The organism is Streptomyces sp. NPDC127068 (assembly GCF_042724695.1).
Classification (GTDB): domain Bacteria; phylum Actinomycetota; class Actinomycetes; order Streptomycetales; family Streptomycetaceae; genus Streptomyces.
On the sequence record NZ_JBHXEN010000008.1, the window covers coordinates 45,746 to 61,890 of the forward strand.

General features: G+C 73.8%; 12 protein-coding genes. 5 read left to right on the top strand and 7 right to left on the bottom strand.

Going from position 1 to position 16,145, the window contains the following annotated elements; translation table 11 throughout:
- The first annotated feature begins 335 nt into the window (after nucleotides 1-335).
- On the top strand, nucleotides 336-1,184 hold the full coding sequence (locus ACFWIA_RS06860; protein ID WP_387001122.1) for an alpha/beta fold hydrolase: 849 nt from the start codon (nucleotides 336-338) through the stop codon (nucleotides 1,182-1,184).
- Nucleotides 1,185-1,283: 99 nt separating this feature from the next.
- Here the strand turns inward: ACFWIA_RS06860 and ACFWIA_RS06865 are convergent, their stop codons facing one another.
- The 6 genes from ACFWIA_RS06865 to ACFWIA_RS06890 all read right to left on the bottom strand — a co-directional run bounded on the left by ACFWIA_RS06865 (nucleotide 1,284) and on the right by ACFWIA_RS06890 (nucleotide 8,826).
- Nucleotides 1,284-1,535, bottom strand: coding sequence for a hypothetical protein (locus ACFWIA_RS06865; RefSeq protein WP_387001124.1), 252 nt, complete (start codon nucleotides 1,533-1,535; stop codon nucleotides 1,284-1,286).
- 226 nt (nucleotides 1,536-1,761) lie between these two features.
- A complete protein-coding gene (locus ACFWIA_RS06870; protein WP_387001126.1) occupies nucleotides 1,762-2,394 on the bottom strand; it encodes an isochorismatase family protein in 633 nt (210 codons plus the stop codon).
- A 141-nt stretch (nucleotides 2,395-2,535) separates the two neighbouring features.
- Entirely contained in the window at nucleotides 2,536-3,795 is a 1,260-nt protein-coding gene (gene dhbC / locus ACFWIA_RS06875; RefSeq protein ID WP_387001127.1) for an isochorismate synthase DhbC, read from the bottom strand.
- 65 nt (nucleotides 3,796-3,860) lie between these two features.
- Nucleotides 3,861-4,697: a 2,3-dihydro-2,3-dihydroxybenzoate dehydrogenase gene (locus ACFWIA_RS06880; RefSeq protein ID WP_387001129.1), complete on the bottom strand. Its 837-nt coding sequence runs from the start codon at nucleotides 4,695-4,697 to the stop codon at nucleotides 3,861-3,863.
- A gap of 309 nt (nucleotides 4,698-5,006) precedes the next feature.
- On the bottom strand, nucleotides 5,007-5,225 hold the full coding sequence (locus ACFWIA_RS06885) for an MbtH family NRPS accessory protein (protein ID WP_387001131.1): 219 nt from the start codon (nucleotides 5,223-5,225) through the stop codon (nucleotides 5,007-5,009).
- Between the two features lie 7 nt (nucleotides 5,226-5,232).
- Nucleotides 5,233-8,826, bottom strand: coding sequence for an AMP-binding protein (locus ACFWIA_RS06890; RefSeq protein WP_387001133.1), 3,594 nt, complete (start codon nucleotides 8,824-8,826; stop codon nucleotides 5,233-5,235).
- 640 nt (nucleotides 8,827-9,466) lie between these two features.
- Between ACFWIA_RS06890 and ACFWIA_RS06895 the strand changes: the two genes are divergently transcribed.
- A complete protein-coding gene (locus ACFWIA_RS06895; protein ID WP_387001135.1) occupies nucleotides 9,467-9,985 on the top strand; it encodes a GNAT family N-acetyltransferase in 519 nt (172 codons plus the stop codon).
- Between the two features lie 482 nt (nucleotides 9,986-10,467).
- Complete coding sequence (locus ACFWIA_RS06900; RefSeq protein ID WP_387001137.1) at nucleotides 10,468-12,102, top strand: MFS transporter; 1,635 nt, start codon at nucleotides 10,468-10,470, stop codon at nucleotides 12,100-12,102.
- A gap of 46 nt (nucleotides 12,103-12,148) precedes the next feature.
- Here the strand turns inward: ACFWIA_RS06900 and ACFWIA_RS06905 are convergent, their stop codons facing one another.
- Nucleotides 12,149-13,006 carry a (2Fe-2S)-binding protein gene (locus ACFWIA_RS06905; protein WP_387001139.1) on the bottom strand — a complete coding sequence of 286 codons (858 nt, stop codon included), beginning with the start codon at nucleotides 13,004-13,006 and terminating at the stop codon, nucleotides 12,149-12,151.
- Between the two features lie 200 nt (nucleotides 13,007-13,206).
- Between ACFWIA_RS06905 and ACFWIA_RS06910 the strand changes: the two genes are divergently transcribed.
- A complete protein-coding gene (locus ACFWIA_RS06910) occupies nucleotides 13,207-14,406 on the top strand; it encodes an acetyl-CoA carboxylase biotin carboxylase subunit family protein (protein WP_387001315.1) in 1,200 nt (399 codons plus the stop codon).
- Complete coding sequence (locus ACFWIA_RS06915; RefSeq protein ID WP_387001142.1) at nucleotides 14,403-16,145, top strand: IucA/IucC family protein; 1,743 nt, start codon at nucleotides 14,403-14,405, stop codon at nucleotides 16,143-16,145. Before ACFWIA_RS06910 ends, ACFWIA_RS06915 begins: the two co-directional genes overlap by 4 nt.

A 16,145-nucleotide genomic window follows, 5' to 3' on the forward strand; every position in this document is an offset into this window, starting at 1 on the left:
CGCTCCTCACGGATTCGTTCGGCGGGGACGGGAGAAACGTTTCCACAGCCTGATCCGGGGCGGCCAGTCGCGGTTGTCACCATTCGGAGCCCCACCTTCCCCGTGCAAACCGCATGCCCGATCCGTGCGTCCGCCCGTGCACCGGGCCGCTCGGGCGAGGGCACGGGTACCTGCCGGCACTTGGCGGAAGTCGTACTGGTCGATCACCTACCCGCGTGCCACGCTGACGCTTGCGCCCCTCGTGTCCCTCCCACCCCGCCTGCAGCTGCCGACGTGTGCAGGTGGCCGCCCCGCGTCCGGGTGGACGGCCCGTCGGCGCCGCCGAAGGAGTCGTCGTGCCCACCGGTCCCGCCCCGCTGCTGTTCCTCCACGGCTCCTGGCACGGCACCTGGTGCTGGAGTGAGGTGATCGCCCGGGTGACGGCGGCCGGCCGCCCCGCCGTGGCCGTGGACATGGCCGGGCACGGACTGCGCGCGCGGCGCGCCCGCTGCCTGTCCGAACGGCCCTTCGACCCTGCCGGGTTGACCGGCGAGGTCTCTCCGGTGGCGGACGTCGACCTCGACGGGGCGGGTGCGTTGCTGGTCGACCAGTTGGCGCGGATCGGCGGCGGGCGCCCGGTCACGGTGGTGGCCCACAGCATGGGCGGCGCGGTGCTGACCCGAGCCGCCCAACGGGCACCGGAGTTGGTGGGGCGTGCCGTGTACCTGGCCGCGTTCATGCCGGGCTCGGACCTCGCCGGGGGCACCTACTACGGGGTGCCCGAGAATGCGGACAGTCTGGTCGGGGCCGTCATCAGGGCCGATGCCGCCGTCATAGGGGCGCACCGGATCGACCTCGCCTCCGCCGACGCGGGCTACCGCCGGCTGCTGCGGGACGCGTTCTACACCGATGTCGACCAGGGCCTCGCCGACGCCGCGATGGGGTTGCTCACGCCCGACGCTCCGGCGGGCATCGCCCGGGGCACGACCCGGTTGACCACTGACGGCTGGGGTTCGGTGCCCCGCACCTACGTGGTCTGCACCCGGGACAGGGCGCTGCCCCCGGCCCTGCAACGGAAGTTCATCGCCGACGCCGACGCCGCGTTCCCCGAGAACCCGACCTCCGTCGTGGAGCTCGACGCCGCCCACTCGCCGTTCCTGTCGATGCCCGAGCGGCTCGCCGACGTCGTCGCCGGACTGCGCTGACACGGCCGGAGCGGAACGGGAGCGCCGTGCGACCCGCCCCGGGAGCCCGGTCCGGGGTTCGGGCGCTCCCGTCGGAGGAGCCGTCCGGGACGGGCACGCTCAGGCGGCGTGGCTCTCGCACCCCGGCACGGAGACGTCGCCGGTGACGGCCCGGGGGTCCCGGGCGGGCGGGGACTGGCGGGCCGCCAGCCGAGCGGCGGACCACTCCATGACCAGGCACTGGTACTGCCGTCGCTGCTCGGTGCTGAGTCTGCCGCCCGCGCGCGCCCACAGCGCACGGATGTCCTCGTTGATGTCGTCGGCGGAGCGCAGGGCCGCGCCGGACCGGGCGGGGTCGGGGATCGTGGACATACGGTGAATCATACGTTTATGGGTGTGAGGATCTCGTCAGATTTATCACCGGGGACGGTCAAGACCGCGGCCCACCCCCGTACGCGCCCCTTCGGGCCCGCAACGGGGCGCGGACCGGCCCGCCGTGGAACGGATGACTCCGCCACGGTCCGGCGGGCCGGTCGGGGCCACGGGGGTCGGCAGCCGAAGCGGGCCGGGCCCGTGCACACGGTGGTGCGCAGCGCGGTCAGCCCTCCCTCAGGACCGCCCCGGTGGTGGTGACCACCGCGCACTTCCCGGCCGCCCAGCGCAGCGCGGCGGCGTGGTCGTCGGCCGAGAAGTCGGCCACCGCATCCGCGACCACGAACGCCTGCACGTCCTGCATCCAGGCGTCGCAGGCGGTCATCAGGACGCCGATGTGCGCGTAGACACCGGTGATGACGAGTTGGTCGCGACCGAGTTCCCGCATGCGCTCCAGGAGGTCGGTGCGGACGAACGCGCTGTACTTCCACTTGGTGAGGACCGTGTCACCGGGGCCGGGGGCCACCGCGTCGGCGATGGCGGCGGCGTGCGGGTCGGCGGGCAGACCGGGCCCCCAGAAGTCCTGCTGGAGTCCCCGCTCGGCGGGTGTCTGGCCGCCCGGCTGGGCGGTGTACACGACGGGGACCGACGCCTCGGCGGCCCACTGCCGCAACCGTGCCGTGTGGGAGAGGAGTTCGGTGACGGGCGACGCGGAGGTGTCGAAGGCCGAGAGGAAGTAGTTCTGGAGGTCGTGCACGAGCAGCACCGCGCGGGCGGGGTCGATCTTCCAGTCGACCCGGTTGGCGGGCAGCTCCCCCGGGGTGGGCATCGGATAGGGGGTGACGGCGGGCAGGGCCATGGTGTCGGTGGTTCCGTTCGAGTGAGCGACGGGGAGCGGAGGGAGGCGACGGGGATCAGCGGGCGGACACGGGGTGCGACCGGCCCTCCGTCGGGTGTCGGGCGGCGGACTCGGCGATCGGGTGCACCGGGTGACGGGTCGTCACAGTGTGGCCCCGACGGCGCTGAGGAAGGTGCGGAACTTCGCTCCGGTCTCCTCCGTCTCGGCCTGCGGCTGGGAGGCGGCGACCACTCCGGCGCCCGCGTACAGACGCAGCCGGTTGGCCTCGGCTTCGGCGCAGCGGATGGTGACGACCCATTCGCCGTCGCCGTCCGCGTCGCCCCAGCCGACCATCCCGGTGAAGTAGCCCCGGTCGAACGGCTCGGTGTCCGCGATGACGCGGCGGGCGAGCGCGGTGGGGGTACCGCAGACGGCGGGGGTGGGGTGCAGGGCGCAGGCCAGTTCGAGGGCCGAGGCCGTCGGGTCGGTGAGGGTGGCGGTGACCGTGCTCGACAGGTGCCACATGGTGGCGGTCCGCACGAGGGTGGGTCGTTCGGGGACCACGAGGTCACGGCAGAAGGGGGCGAGCGCGGTGTACACGGCGTCGACGACGACGGCGTGTTCGTGCAGGTCCTTGGCGGATTCGAGGAGGGCTGCGGCCCTGCGGACGTCTTCGGCGAGATCGGCGCCGCGCGGGGTCGATCCGGCGAGGGGGTTGGCGACGACCCGGGTCCCGCGGCGGGACACCAGGAGCTCCGGACTGGCGCCCAGCAGGGTGCGGCCGGGACCGACGGGCAGGGCGAAGGTGTAGCCGGAGGGGTCGCGGCGCGCCAGCCGGTCGACCATGCCGGGCAGGTCCAGCGGGCCGGGCGCGGTCAGTTCGAGGGTGCGGGCGAGGACGACCTTGCTGAACTCGCCCTGCCACATGCGGTCGACGGCGTCCGCGACCCCGGCGGGGTACTCGTCCGGTGCGGGTACCTGGCGTATCCCCCAATCGACGGGGTCGGGGCGCTCGGCGGGCAGCGCGATCATCGGGTCCGAGGCGAGGGCGGGTCCGGTGCGCAGTTCGGCGGGGATCGCGAGGGCGGCCGGGGCGTGTTGGTCGAAGGGGACGGCACCGAGCACCAGGGGCGCGCCCTGGCCGTCGGTGCGGGCCGCGGCCAGCGCCTCGGCGACCCTGACGGGCAACGGTCTGTCGTCGTGCGGGACTTCGGCGCGGGTGCCGTGGCCGAGGAGGGTGCGGGTGGGGGTGGCGAGGAATCTGGACCCCGTGCGGTACGCGTGGAGCAGGGCGGTCGCCGCACCGAGCGCGGGGTACGCGGGGTCGGGTGACGCGTCGGGGCGGACCGCGGCGTCAGCGGCCACGGTGAGGGCCTGTCCGGCCAGGGGGACGTGCGTGGCGACTTCGGATGCCGTCGACACGGGGGCTCCGTTTCTCGGGTGCTCCGTGCGTGCACGGAGGTGGGGTGGGGGGGACGGGGCGTCGTCTACCTGAGCGTGGCGCCGCCGTCGACGTACAGCTCCTGCATGGTGATGTGGCGGGCGCGGTCGGAGGCGAGGAAGACCACCGCGTCGGCGATGTCCTGGGGCTCGGCTATCCGGCCGAGGGGTATCCCGGTGCGGTACGTGCGGGGGTCCCCGGCGATGACCCGCCGGGGGGCGTCGCCGTCGGTCCACAGGGCGCGCTGCATGGCGGTGTCCGTGGAGCCGGGGGCGACGATGTTGCACCGGACACCGTTGCGGGCGACTTCCAGCCCGAGGCACTTGGTGAACATGGTGGCCGCGGCCTTGGAGGCGGCGTAGGCGGCCATGCCGGTGCGGGGAATGCCGGCGGCGTTGGAGCCGACGGTGATGATGCATCCGCTGCCGCGGGCGGTCATGGGTCCGACCGCGGCGCGGGAGGTGTGGAAGACACCGGTGGTGTTGACGGCGAAGGTCTGCGCCCAGTCGTCGTCGGTGAGTTCGGCGACGGGGCCCGGCCTCAGTACGCCGGCGACGTTCACGAGCAGGCCGAGCGGGCCGTGTTCGTCCTCGATGACCTTGACCGCGGCGTCCACGGCGGCGCGGTCCGTGACGTCGAGGACCATCGGGGTGATCGATCCGGGGCCGGCGTACGGCCCGCCCGTCCCGTCCGCAGTGCTTCGTTCCCGCCAGGAGGCGGCGAGTTCGTCGACCCCGTGCGCGGAGCGGTCGGTGGCGATCACTTCGGTTCCCAGCGTCGCCAGCGAGACCGCGACGGCGGCCCCTATTCCCTGTCCGGCGCCGGTCACGAGAGCGATGCGGCCCACGAAGTCCGTACGGTGTTCGGGTCGGTGTTCAGGCATGGGCAATCTCCCCCCTCACTTAGGCGAGCCTAACCTAACTCATTAAGCTTGCACACCCGAGCGATCCCCCAGTGAGCCGGCACACACATTCGGTGAGGCTAACCTCACTTGGCCGAAGCGAAACCCTCTGACGGGGCGACGGCCGACACCCAATCCGCCCCGATCGAGGGCGAATTGCCGGAGTGCGCACCACGCACCGGAGGGTGCACCACATGACGCACCCTCATGACCGCACCCGTCAGCGGCCCATAGGGGAGGGGGGCGGAACGGGTGCTCCCCGTTCCGCCCCCCTCCCCTTACGGCAGCAGCTCAGTTCGTGGACGGACCGATCCAGTGCTCGGTGATCCAGTCCAGGGCGTCCTGCCGGACGGCGGGCCCGTACACGGTGTGCCAACCGTCCGGGACCTCGGCGAAGACGGGCCACAAGGAGTGCTCTCCCCAGTCGTTGGCGAGGACCGTGAACTCCGCGGGCCCCGCGCCGCCGGGCTCGTCCTCGATGCCGAAGGGGTGGGTGGGGGCGTTGCTCATGTGGTCCTCACTGCTCCCGTTCGGTGAGTCGCTCGCTGACCGCGCGGGCGAGGTGGGCGAACGGCTCGGACGGGGTCGCGTTCCGGCGGGAGCGGGTGGCGTCGGCACGGACCGCCACGGCGGCGTCGACGACGATCCGACCGCCGTGCAGCAGGGCTCCCCACGACTCCCACACGGAGAAGTCGAAGGCGTAGGAGGGGAAGCGGGTCCACACGTCGTCGGGGCGGAAGCCGAACCCGTGGTCGGTGAGGGCGAGGAGTCGGGTGACGTCGTGGTGGGTGACGGTCACGCCCTCCGGTCCGTCCGCGGAGTCCGGGGCGTGGATGACGCACACGGGGTCGTACGGGGTGAGCGGCCGGGTCCGTTCGGCCTGGGTGAGCGGCCCGGTGGCGTACCGGTCGACGAAGGAGGAGTCGGTGCAGAGGATCGGCAGGTCGTGGTCCGGGAGCCGGGGGACGGTGACCGAATCGGTGACCACGGCCGCGGGGGCGACGTCGGCCAGCGCGCGGGAGAGGCGGCCGGCCGGGTGGTCGGGGTCCAGGGGGAGGTACGCGGCGCCGGCGAGGGTCACCGCGAGGAGCCCGGTGACGAGGTCGGTGGAGCGGGGCAGGGCGAGCGCCACCACCGATCCGGGTCCGATGCCCCGGACGGCCAGCATCCGGGCCAATGGGTGTGCACGTGCGGACAGTTGGGCGTAGGTGAGCGTGGCACCCCGGTGGGAGACGGCGATGCGCTCCGGGTACCGGCGGGTGACCGCGTCGTAGACCTCGGGGAGGGTGCGCCCGCCGCGGGCCGGGTGCGGCGCCGCCTCGGTACGGGGGTCGTCGGCGGGGACTTCGGGGGCTGCGGGGGCCCCGGGTCCTTCGGCAGCATCGGGTCCTTCGGCGGTCTCGGGCGCGAGGAGTTCCACGGTTCCGTCGGCGCGGCGGCGCGCCAGGTCGCCGGTGCGGTACATCCGGCCGCCCGGGTGGTCGTGCAGCGCTCCGAACGGGTCGGCCACGAACCGTTCCGCGGTGCGGTCGGGTCGACCGAGGTATCCGACGGCGAGGCACGGTCCCGCGAGGTACAGCTCTCCCGTCGTCCCGGGCGGCGCGGGGCGCAGCGCGGCGTCGAGGACGTAGGCACGGGAGCCCCGCACGGGCCGCCCGACCACGGGCCCCCGCGCGTCGCCCGGTCCACCGACGCGCCAGGAGTAGGCGAAGCCGGGGGCCCCGGTCGGGCCGTACTGGTGCACCGCGTGCAGCCCGGGTGCGGCGGGGACGTACCGCCGGAGCGGCTCCGGGTCGGACTCGCCGCCGATGGTCAGCACGGCCGGTTGGTGGTGGCCCTCGTCGAGCAGCCCCTCGGCGATCAGCGCGGCGGCGTGGGACGGGGTGACGGCCAGGTAGTCGATGCGCTCGCGGTGCACGTACGCGGTGAGGGCCGCCGGGTCGCGGTGGGTGGCCTCGTCCAGGAGGTGCAGTTCATGCCCGTGGACCATCCACAGCAGCGGGTCCCAGGCCGCGTCGGAGGCGAACGACGCACTGTGGGCGAGCCTCAGTCGGGCCCGCCCGGTGCGGGCGACCGCGGGCGCGATGTGGTCGGTCCCGTGGCCCTCGTAGCGGTTGGCGAGGGAGGCGTGGCTCACGAGGACGCCTTCGGCGCGGCCGGTGGAGGGGCCCGTCCCCTGACCGGGGTGGTCGGGGTGGACGAGGTAGGCGGGGTCGCGCGGGGTGGGCCGGGTGCTCGGCACGGCGGCGAGGTGCCGGGCGAGGAGGTCCCGGGTGGCCGGGTCGTCGAGGGCGAGCACGGGCAGCCCGTGCTCGGGGAGGGCCGCCAGGGTCTCGGTGGTGCCCAGGACGCAGACGGGACGGGCGTCCGCGAGGACGGCGCGGGTCCGGGCCGCGGGGTGTCCGAGGTCGAGGGGTTGGCAGACGCCGCCCGCCCCGAGCACGGCGAACAGCGCGACGATCATCGTCGAGGTGCGGGGCAGGGCGAGGGCGACGGGAGTGCCCGTGGTGACCCCGAGCCGGGCGAGTTCGGCGCCGAGGCCACTGGCCGCGGACTCCAGTTCGGCGAAGGTGAGGGTGGCGTCCACCGCGCGCACGGCGAGGGCGTCGGGGGTGCGGGCGACGCGGTCGGTGAGTGCGGCGGGGAGGGTGCGCCGGGCGGGGGCTTCGGCGCGCCCGCGGGTGGCGGCCCACACCTCGTCGCGGGGCAGGAGGTCGAGCGTGCCCACGGGGCGCTGCGGGTCGGTCAGCAGCAGGTCGGCGTAGGCGGCCAACAGGTGGCCGAGGGTGGCGCGGTGCCGGGTGGCCGCCGGCTCGTCGTACCGGCCGGCGTGGGCGTCTACGGACAGGCGCAGTCCGCCGTCGACGCCGGGGGCGGCTCCGATCGTCAGGTCCTCCACGGGCCCGGTGGCCAGGTGGTGCACGGTGCCGGGGGACGAGGCGAAGTCGAGTGCGGTACCGACCGGTTTGATGCTGATCACCGGGCCGGTCAGCGGGCGGTCGGCGCCGGTGCGGCCGAGGTCCTGACGCAGGTCGGACTGGGGGTAGCGCTGGTGACGGCGGACGGCGCGGATCTCCAGGACGACGCGACGCAGGAATTCGGCACCGGTGTCCTGCGGGTGGACGGCGAGCCGCAGCGGGAGGACGTTCACCGTCGTGGCGGGGGTGTGCAGGGCGGCCGGGCCGCGCCGGTTGGCCAGCGCCAGTCCGAGGACGACGTGCCGGGCGCCGGTGCTGCGGTGGAGGTGCAGGGCGGTCGCGGCGACGACGAGTTCGGCCCAGGTCGCCTTGGAGGTCGCCGCGGCCTCGGTGAGCCGGTGGAAGGTCCCGGGCGGCAGGTCGGTGTGACCGCGCAGGACGGTCGCGGACCTGCCGGTGGGCGGGCCGCCGAGGGTGGCGGGCAGCTCCGTGCCGGCCAGCCGTTCGGTCCAGAACTCCCGGTCGGCGACGCACTGTTCGCCGTTCAGATAGCGGGATTCCTCCTCGACCACCTCACGCAGCGGGGCGAAGCGGGTCGGCGGGGGTTCGTGGCCGGTGGCGAGTGCGGTGTACACCTCGGCGGTACGGCGTCCGATGAGTTGGAGCGCATGGGAGTCGGCGGCGATGTGGTGGGCCCGCTGGTACCACCAGTAGTGGTCGTCCGCGAGGCGGATGAGGGCCTGGGTCATCAGCGGGGCGGCGCCCGCCCCCCGACCGTCCGGGACTGCGGACGTAGCGCTCGGCCCGGGGGTGCCGGCCGCGTGGTCTGCGGGGCCGGCGGTCGGGGTCGGTGCGGCGCAGGGGCGGGTCAGGTCGGCGTGGGTCCAGGCCCGGGCGGCGGCGAGCGGGGCGGGGACCGCGCGCAGGTCGAGTCGGTGCAGCGGGGCGTCGGCGGGGGCGGGGGCGACCCGCTGTCGGGGCCCGCCGGCGTGCTCGCGCACGACGGTCCGGAGGGTCTCGGCCTCCCCCACGACGCGGGTGAGCGCGGCGCCGAACAGTTCCTCGTCCAACGGGCCGTGGATCTCCACCACGTCGGCCGTCTGGAATGCGGCGGAGCCCGGGGCGAGCCGGTCCGCGAAATGAACACCCGCCTGTGCGGCGAGGAGCGCGAACTCGTCCGGATCCTGATACATGTGTGTCAACTCCCCCAGAGGAATGGCTACCGCGGACGCAGACCGCCAGGGGCGGACATGCGAACTTAGGTAAGCCTAAGTTAACCTGCCGTCCGTCGTGGGGCGGGGCCGCCCCCCCACCGCCGCCCCATCCCCACCGCAGATCCGTCCGCCGCCGGGGAACGGGCGTGCTAGCGTTGATCGGGCAGGGACGACCGCGTCGACTGCGGGACCAGAAGTGGGAGGTGAGTTGATGGCCGTCGTAGAGGCCACTGCCGTGCGCAGTGCCCGCCGGACCATCCTCACGTCCCGGGCCCCGGTCTGATCTGACACCCACCCCCGGCCCCACGGCCCACGGGTGCGACCTCACGGTCACCGGGGTCCCTTTTCAAGGGTCTCCACGTTGTCCCCACCCCTTTCCTCCCCCGCTTCCACCGGGCCGCCCGGCATTCCGGGAGCGCCAGCCGCGCGGACGGCCGAAACGCCGGACCGCGCGCCCCGCACCGATGCGCCGACCGCTCCGCAGTCCGGCGCGCCCGAGACCCCGGCCGCACTCCGGCCGGAGATCGACGTGCCGTGCGGACATCACAGCCGCACCCGCGCCACCCCCGCCCCGGGCCCCCTCAACGACACCCCTCACCTCTTCGAGAACGAGAACACCATGACCATCTGGACCACCCGCCCCGAGGACACCCGGAGCGCCGAGGACGTCGCCGCCGTCCGCGAGATCAACCTCGCCGCCTTCCCCACCGCGCTGGAGGCCGACCTCGTCGACACGCTGCGCACCGATCCGCAGGCATGGATCGACGGCCTGTCCATGATCGCCGCCGACCCCGACGGGACCCCGGTCGGACACGCACTGCTCACCCGGTGCCACGTCGACGACGCACCCGCCCTCGCCCTGGCACCCTGTGCAGTACGCCCCTCGGCCCAGCGCACCGGCGCCGGTTCCGCCGCGGTCCGCGCCGCCCTGGACGCCGCCCGGACCATGGGCGAGAACCTCGTCCTGGTCCTGGGGCACGCCGAGTACTATCCGCGGTTCGGCTTCACCCCGGCCTCCCGCTTCGGCATCCGCAGCCCGTTCGACGTCCCCGACGAGTACATGATGGCCCTGGCCCTGGACGACACCCGAGAGGTTCCCACCGGCACCATCCGGTACCCGGCGGCGTTCGGCGTCTGACCCGCTCCGAGGTGACCCCGCACGGACGGCCACGGGCCGCACGTCCGGGCGGGGCGCCGACGGGACGTGACCGCGGGCACCCCGCCCGCTGACGGTTCCACTACGGCGAGGGCCCTCCTCAGGGACCGAACAGGAGGACACCCCGCCGCAGGTTCGTGATCCGGAGCGTCGGCCCGTCCTGACGCGACGTCAGGGCGGGCTCGTCGACGGCTCCGGATTCCCCCAGTGCTCCAGAGGGGCGCATCGGGCAGCACGGACACGGCCGCGCACCGCGCCCCCTTGCACACTAAGGTAAGGCTTACCTTACAACATCCGGGCAAGCGGTACGACTCACCGCCGCGCGAGCGGTCGGAAGTCCGCGCCCCGGGGGAGGGATCAAAGGCAAGGGATCAAGGCGAGGCACCGCCTCCGTCCGCGCTTGACCTCAACTTGACTTCAGCCCCTAGCGTCGCCCTCATTCCGACGCAAGGAGGCGCACGTCCATGGACGGCACGACACCCAGCCCGATCGACCCGGCACCCCCACGGGCGGGGCGACGGGCATGGACGGGGCTCGCGGTCCTGTTCCTGCCCACCCTGCTGATAGCGATGGACCTGACCGTGCTGCACCTCGCGGTCCCGTCGCTCACCGCCGACCTCAACCCCTCCAGCGCCCAACTCCTGTGGATCCTGGACATCTACGGGTTCCTGATCGCCGGATGGCTCATCACCATGGGGGCCGTGGGCGACCGGATCGGGCGGCGGCGACTGCTGTTGATCGGCGGCGCGGCCTTCGGCGCCGTCTCCGTACTGGCCGCCTTCTCCCCCACCGCGGAGCTGTTGATCCTCAGCCGGGCCCTCCTCGGCATCGCGGGCGCCACCTTGATGCCCTCGACCCTGTCGCTGATCCGTCAGCTGTTCCCCGACCCGGCTCAGCGGACCGTCGCGATCGGCGTCTGGATGACCGGGTTCACGGCCGGCGGCGCCCTCGGCCCCCTGGTCGGCGGGGCACTGCTGGAGCACTTCTGGTGGGGCTCGGTGTTCCTGCTCGGCGTCCCGGTGATGCTGGTGCTGCTCGTCCTCGGCCCCCGGTTCCTGCCCGAGTACCGCGAGCCCGGCGCCGGCCGGACGGACCTGGTCAGCGTGGCGCTGTCGCTGGCGACGGTCCTGCCCACCGTGTACGGGGTGAAGCGGTTGGCCGAACACGGTCCCGACGCGGCGGCCCTGGCCGCACTCGCGGGCGGGGCGCTGGTGGGCACCGTGTTCGTCCGGCGACAGCGGACACTCCGTCAGCCCCTGCTGGACCTCGGACTGTTCAAGAACCGCACGTTCTCCCTGGCCATGTCGACCCAGGCGTTCGCGATCTTCGCCATGGCGGGCACCCAACTGTTCGTGGGCCAGTACCTCCAACTGGTGGTGGGCCTTTCACCCCTGCGGGCGGGACTGTGGACCCTTCCCTCGACCGTGTTCGGCATCGCCGGGTCGATGCTCGCGCCGCTCCTCGTACGACGTGTCCGACCGGCCGCGGTGATGGCCGCGGCGCTCCTCGTCTCGACCGCCGCGTTCGTCACCCTGTCCCTGGTCTCCCCCGGAGGACCGGGCGACGGGCTGCCCCTCGTGGTGACCGGGTTCGTGCTGCTCTCCTTCGGCCTGGGTCCGGCGATGACCCTCACCACGGACCTGATCATCAGCAGCTCGCCCCCGGAGCGCGCCGGATCGGCCTCCGCGCTGTCGGAGACGGGCAGCGAGTTCGGGTTGGCCATGGGCATCGCCGTCATCGGCAGCGTCGGCACCGTCGTCTACCGGTCCGAGGTCGCGGACACGATCCCCGGCGCCGTGCCCGACGAGGCCGCCCGGGCCGCCCGCGACACCCTCGGCGGGGCCGTCCGCGCCGCGGAGTCCCTGCCCGACCTGCTCGCCGACGACCTGCTGACGGCGGCCCGCGCGGCCTTCACGGAGGGACTGCACACGACCGCGGCGCTCAGCGGAGCGGTCACCACCGCACTCGCGGTCCTCGTGTGGACGCGATTGCGCCGCCTGCCGGCCAGCCGGCCCCCGGCCGACCCGGTCGCCGGAAGCGGCGGGCGCAAGGCGGCAGCGACGAAGGACGACGACGAACGACTGACGGCCCGGCAGTGAGCCGGACGGGCGGGAGGCGGGACGGACCCGCGCTCCCGCCCGGGGGTCAGACCCCGTTCTCGATCCTGCGCACCCGTTCGGCGTCGCAGGTGCGCGGGCAGGTGGCGCACGCCTCGGCGGGACGGATCGCGTAGTAGAGGCAGCAACCGAGGCGGGTGCGCGTCGGGTGCTCACGTCCGTTGCGGGTGGTGAGGGTCCGGAAGGCCGCGCCGCCGGGGTAGGGGCTGACGGCTCCGGGCAACAACTCCTCGGCCTCCCGCACCCCGCGGGCCTCGTCACCGTGCATCCGGCCGAGGTACCAGACGGCCGAGACCAGGTCGTCGCCGACCATCCCCCACAGCGCCCGGGGACCGCGGCGGACGCGGGGGCCCGTGGCGGCCAGCAGCGGACGCACGTGGTCGGCGACGGCAGCCCGCAACTCGGCCCGCAGCGCCTCCTCGTGGGGCAGGACGCGGACCCCGGGCAGCCCGGCGGCGGGGTCGTCGGGCAGACAGCTGAAGGAGGCGGGAACGATCTCGTACGCCTCACTCGTACGGCTGATCCGCAGATCGCGCGGACTCACCCTCGGCACCCGCCGTTCGAGGTACCACGGACCGCTGATGAGGACGGCCGCGGACCACAGATAGGCGTGCAGCGCACGGGAGGCGACGACGTCCGGCCGCGGCTCGTGGGCGTAGCGGGTGCGGATGCGGGCCGCGTGCCCTTCCAACCAGGCGTTCAGGAAGTCTTCGCGGCAGGCGAGTTCGGCACCGTCGATCCAGCCCTGGCCGGCCGATGACGAGGGTGCGGCGCAGGTCACGTCCAGGGCGGGACACGCGGCGGCGAGGCGCCGGTACGTGGCGGCAAGCAGAACGGCAGAGCTCACGGCAGGGGCGGTCGGGGCCGACGCCGGGGCCAGGAACACGGATACTCCTAGAACACCGTACGAAATACGGGGTGGGGGCATGAGAAAATCACCGCGGGATGGCGGCGGACCCGCAAGGATTTTTAGGGAAGGCTCACCTTACTAGCACCAGCAGGGTAGAAAGCCAATAGACATGACGCCTGGACGAATTGACACTCTTAGGCATGCCTAACCTAAGCTCTCGGCTCGTGTTCCCGATCATGCGGATGTACCTGCTCGCACTGAATCCCACCGACTCGGTGACCGAGGGATTCCTCCCGGCCGCGCGCTCCCTGGGACTGCGCGTCACCGTCCTCACCGACCAGCCCGAGGCCCATCGCACGCGCCATCCGGACCTGGAGGTCCTCCCGTGCGACGTACGGGACTTCCGGGAGGTGATCAGTGTGGTCTCGGCCCACGAACGGCCGGACGCGATCTTCACCAACAGCGACCACCTCCAGACCCAGACCGCGCTCGCCGCCGACTACTTCGGGCTCCCGGCCAAGGACTGGCGCACCGCCCTGCGCACCAAGGACAAGGCGCTGCTGCGGCGCCATCTGCGCACCACCGGGGCCGACCACGTGCGCTGCCTGGAGATTCCCGCGACGACCGCGCCCGCCGATGCCCTGCGCACCGCCGCGGCACTGCCCTACCCCTGTGTGGTGAAGCCGCGCGAAGGGGTGGCCAGCGAGGACGTCGTCCGGGTGGAGAGCCCGGCCGAGCTGCTCGCCCGCTGCGAGGAGATCCGGGCCCGCCGCCCCGGCGCCGCGCTGGTGGTGGAGGAGTACCTGGAAGGCGAGCTGTACACCCTGGAGACGCTCGGCGACGGGAACGTCCGCCATGTGCTCGGCGGGTTCCGCACCGCCCTGTCCCCCGCCCCGTACTTCATCGAGGAACGCCTCACCTACGTCCCGGCGCACCCCCCGGCCGTGGTGGACCAGATACTGGCGCAGCTCGATGCGCTGGGGGTCGGCTTCGGCGCCTGCCACACCGAATTCGTGGTGGACGGCAGCGGCCGGGCCCGCATCATCGAAGTGAATTACCGGGCCATAGGCGACCAGTGCGACCTCCTGCTCGCCGACCTCCTCGGGATTCCCCTGTTCGCCCACGTCCTCCTTACCCATCTGGGTGAACCGCTCCCCGCCGACCTCGGGGCCCGCACCGACGGCGCCGCCCGGCTCGACTACCCGTACGCGCGCCGTGCCGGCACCCTGACCGCCGCCCCCCAGCGGACCGATCTGGACGCCGACGGCGTCCGACTGACGTACCGTCCGCTGCGGGCCCTGGGGGAACGCCACGAGGTCCACCACACCAACCGGGACCTCCTCGGAGTGGTCCGTGCCACGGGACGCGACCAGGGCGCCGTCGACCGGGCCGTCGAGGACTTCCTCGCCCACCACCACTGGGAGATCACACCGTGACCGCAGGGACCCGTGCGCACCGCGATCGGCACCTCCTCCGGATCCTGACCGCGCTGCTGCGCGAGGACGTGGCCGGGTTGCGCACCCGTAGCACCCGGGTGGAGCGCCCGGACGGCAGTTGGCTCCGCCGGGAGCACCCCGGCGGTGCGCTCGCCCTGCCGGTGGAGCCCGAGGGCTTCCAGTCCGAGTTCGCCGCCCGGCTGCCCCTGCTGCGTCGCGAGGAACCCGGCCCGGCCACGGACCTCGACACCGCCGACGCCGTGCTGGCCGCGCTGGGGGACCTCGCCGACCCGGCGGACCGGCCCGGCTTCGACGCCTTCGCCGACGAGTGCCGCCACTCCCTCGCGGCCGAACTGCTGCACCGGGACACCCGGACCGAGGTCCTCACCCGGCTGACCGACGCGTACGGCCCCGACCCCGCCCGCTGGACCGACCCGTTGGCGTTCGACACCCTGGCCGCCCGGCTCGACCACCCCGTGTACCCGACCGGACGCGGCAGGATCGGCCTGACGGACCGTCACGTACGGGCGTACGCACCGGAGTTCCACCCCAGGTTCCGGCTGCGGTGGCTGGCCCTGCCGCGGGTGGACGTGGTGGACGAGGGCCTGACCGCCGCCCCGGGCTGGCCCGCGCCCTCGACGCTCGGGCTGCCCCGCGCCCTGGACGCCGACCACATCGCGCTGCCGGTGCACCCCCTCACCGTCGGCGCCCCGCTGCACGGCGCCCTCAAGGAGGCCGGCCTCGACGACCGGGCGGTACTCGCCGAGCAGCCGTACGCGGAGGTGGTGCCCACCCTGTCGATGCGGACCGTCGCCCTCACCGCGCACCCCGGCACCCACCTCAAGGTGCCGCTGGCCACGGCGACCCTCGGCCGGCTCAACCGCCGGACCATCAAGCCGGGCACCCTGCGCGACGGCGCCGCCTGCCAACGGCTGCTGGCGGCCGTCGCCGCGCGCGAGCCGCGCTTCGACGGCACCGTGCTGCACGCCGACGAGACCCGCTACGCCCATGCCGGCCACGAGCTGCTGGCCGTGCTGCGACGGCGCTGGCCGGCCGGGCTCGACGGTGCGGTGGTGGTGCCGATGGCCGCGCTCACGGCGCCGGCGCCCGGCGGCGGGCTCGTCATCGACCGGCTCGCCGACCGCTTCCACGGCGGTGACCCCGTCGCCCTCCTCGATGCCGTCCTCACCCTGCTGTTCGACTGGCAGACCACCCTCTTCGGCTACGGCATAGCGCTGGAGTCGCACCAGCAGAACATCTCCCTGGCCTTCGACGACCGACCGCAACGGCCGCCCCTGCGACTGCTGTTCAAGGACAACGACGGTCCCCGGGTGCACACCGGACGGCTCCGGGCGACGCTCGGTCCACACGACCTCAGCGGCTTCGACGACACCCGGATCACCGGGGAGGACGACCGCGCCGTGCTCGACCTCTTCACCACCATCACCGTCCACCTGTGCGCGGGGGCACCCGCCTTCGCCCTGGCCCGGCACGGCAGCGCGCCCCTCGACCGGCTCCTCACCCTGGTGCGCGACCGGCTCGGCGAAGCCGTCGAACGGCTCGGCACCGGCCCCGGACAGCCCGGCGCGGCCCTGCGCGCCCACATACTCGACGCCGCGCGCCTGCCCGTGAAGGCGATGGTGACCGCGGGGACGCTGCTCACCAAACAACGCTCGGGCGCACAGGACATCAACAAGCACTACACCACCGGTCCCAACTACCTCCTGCGAGGGGCGTAA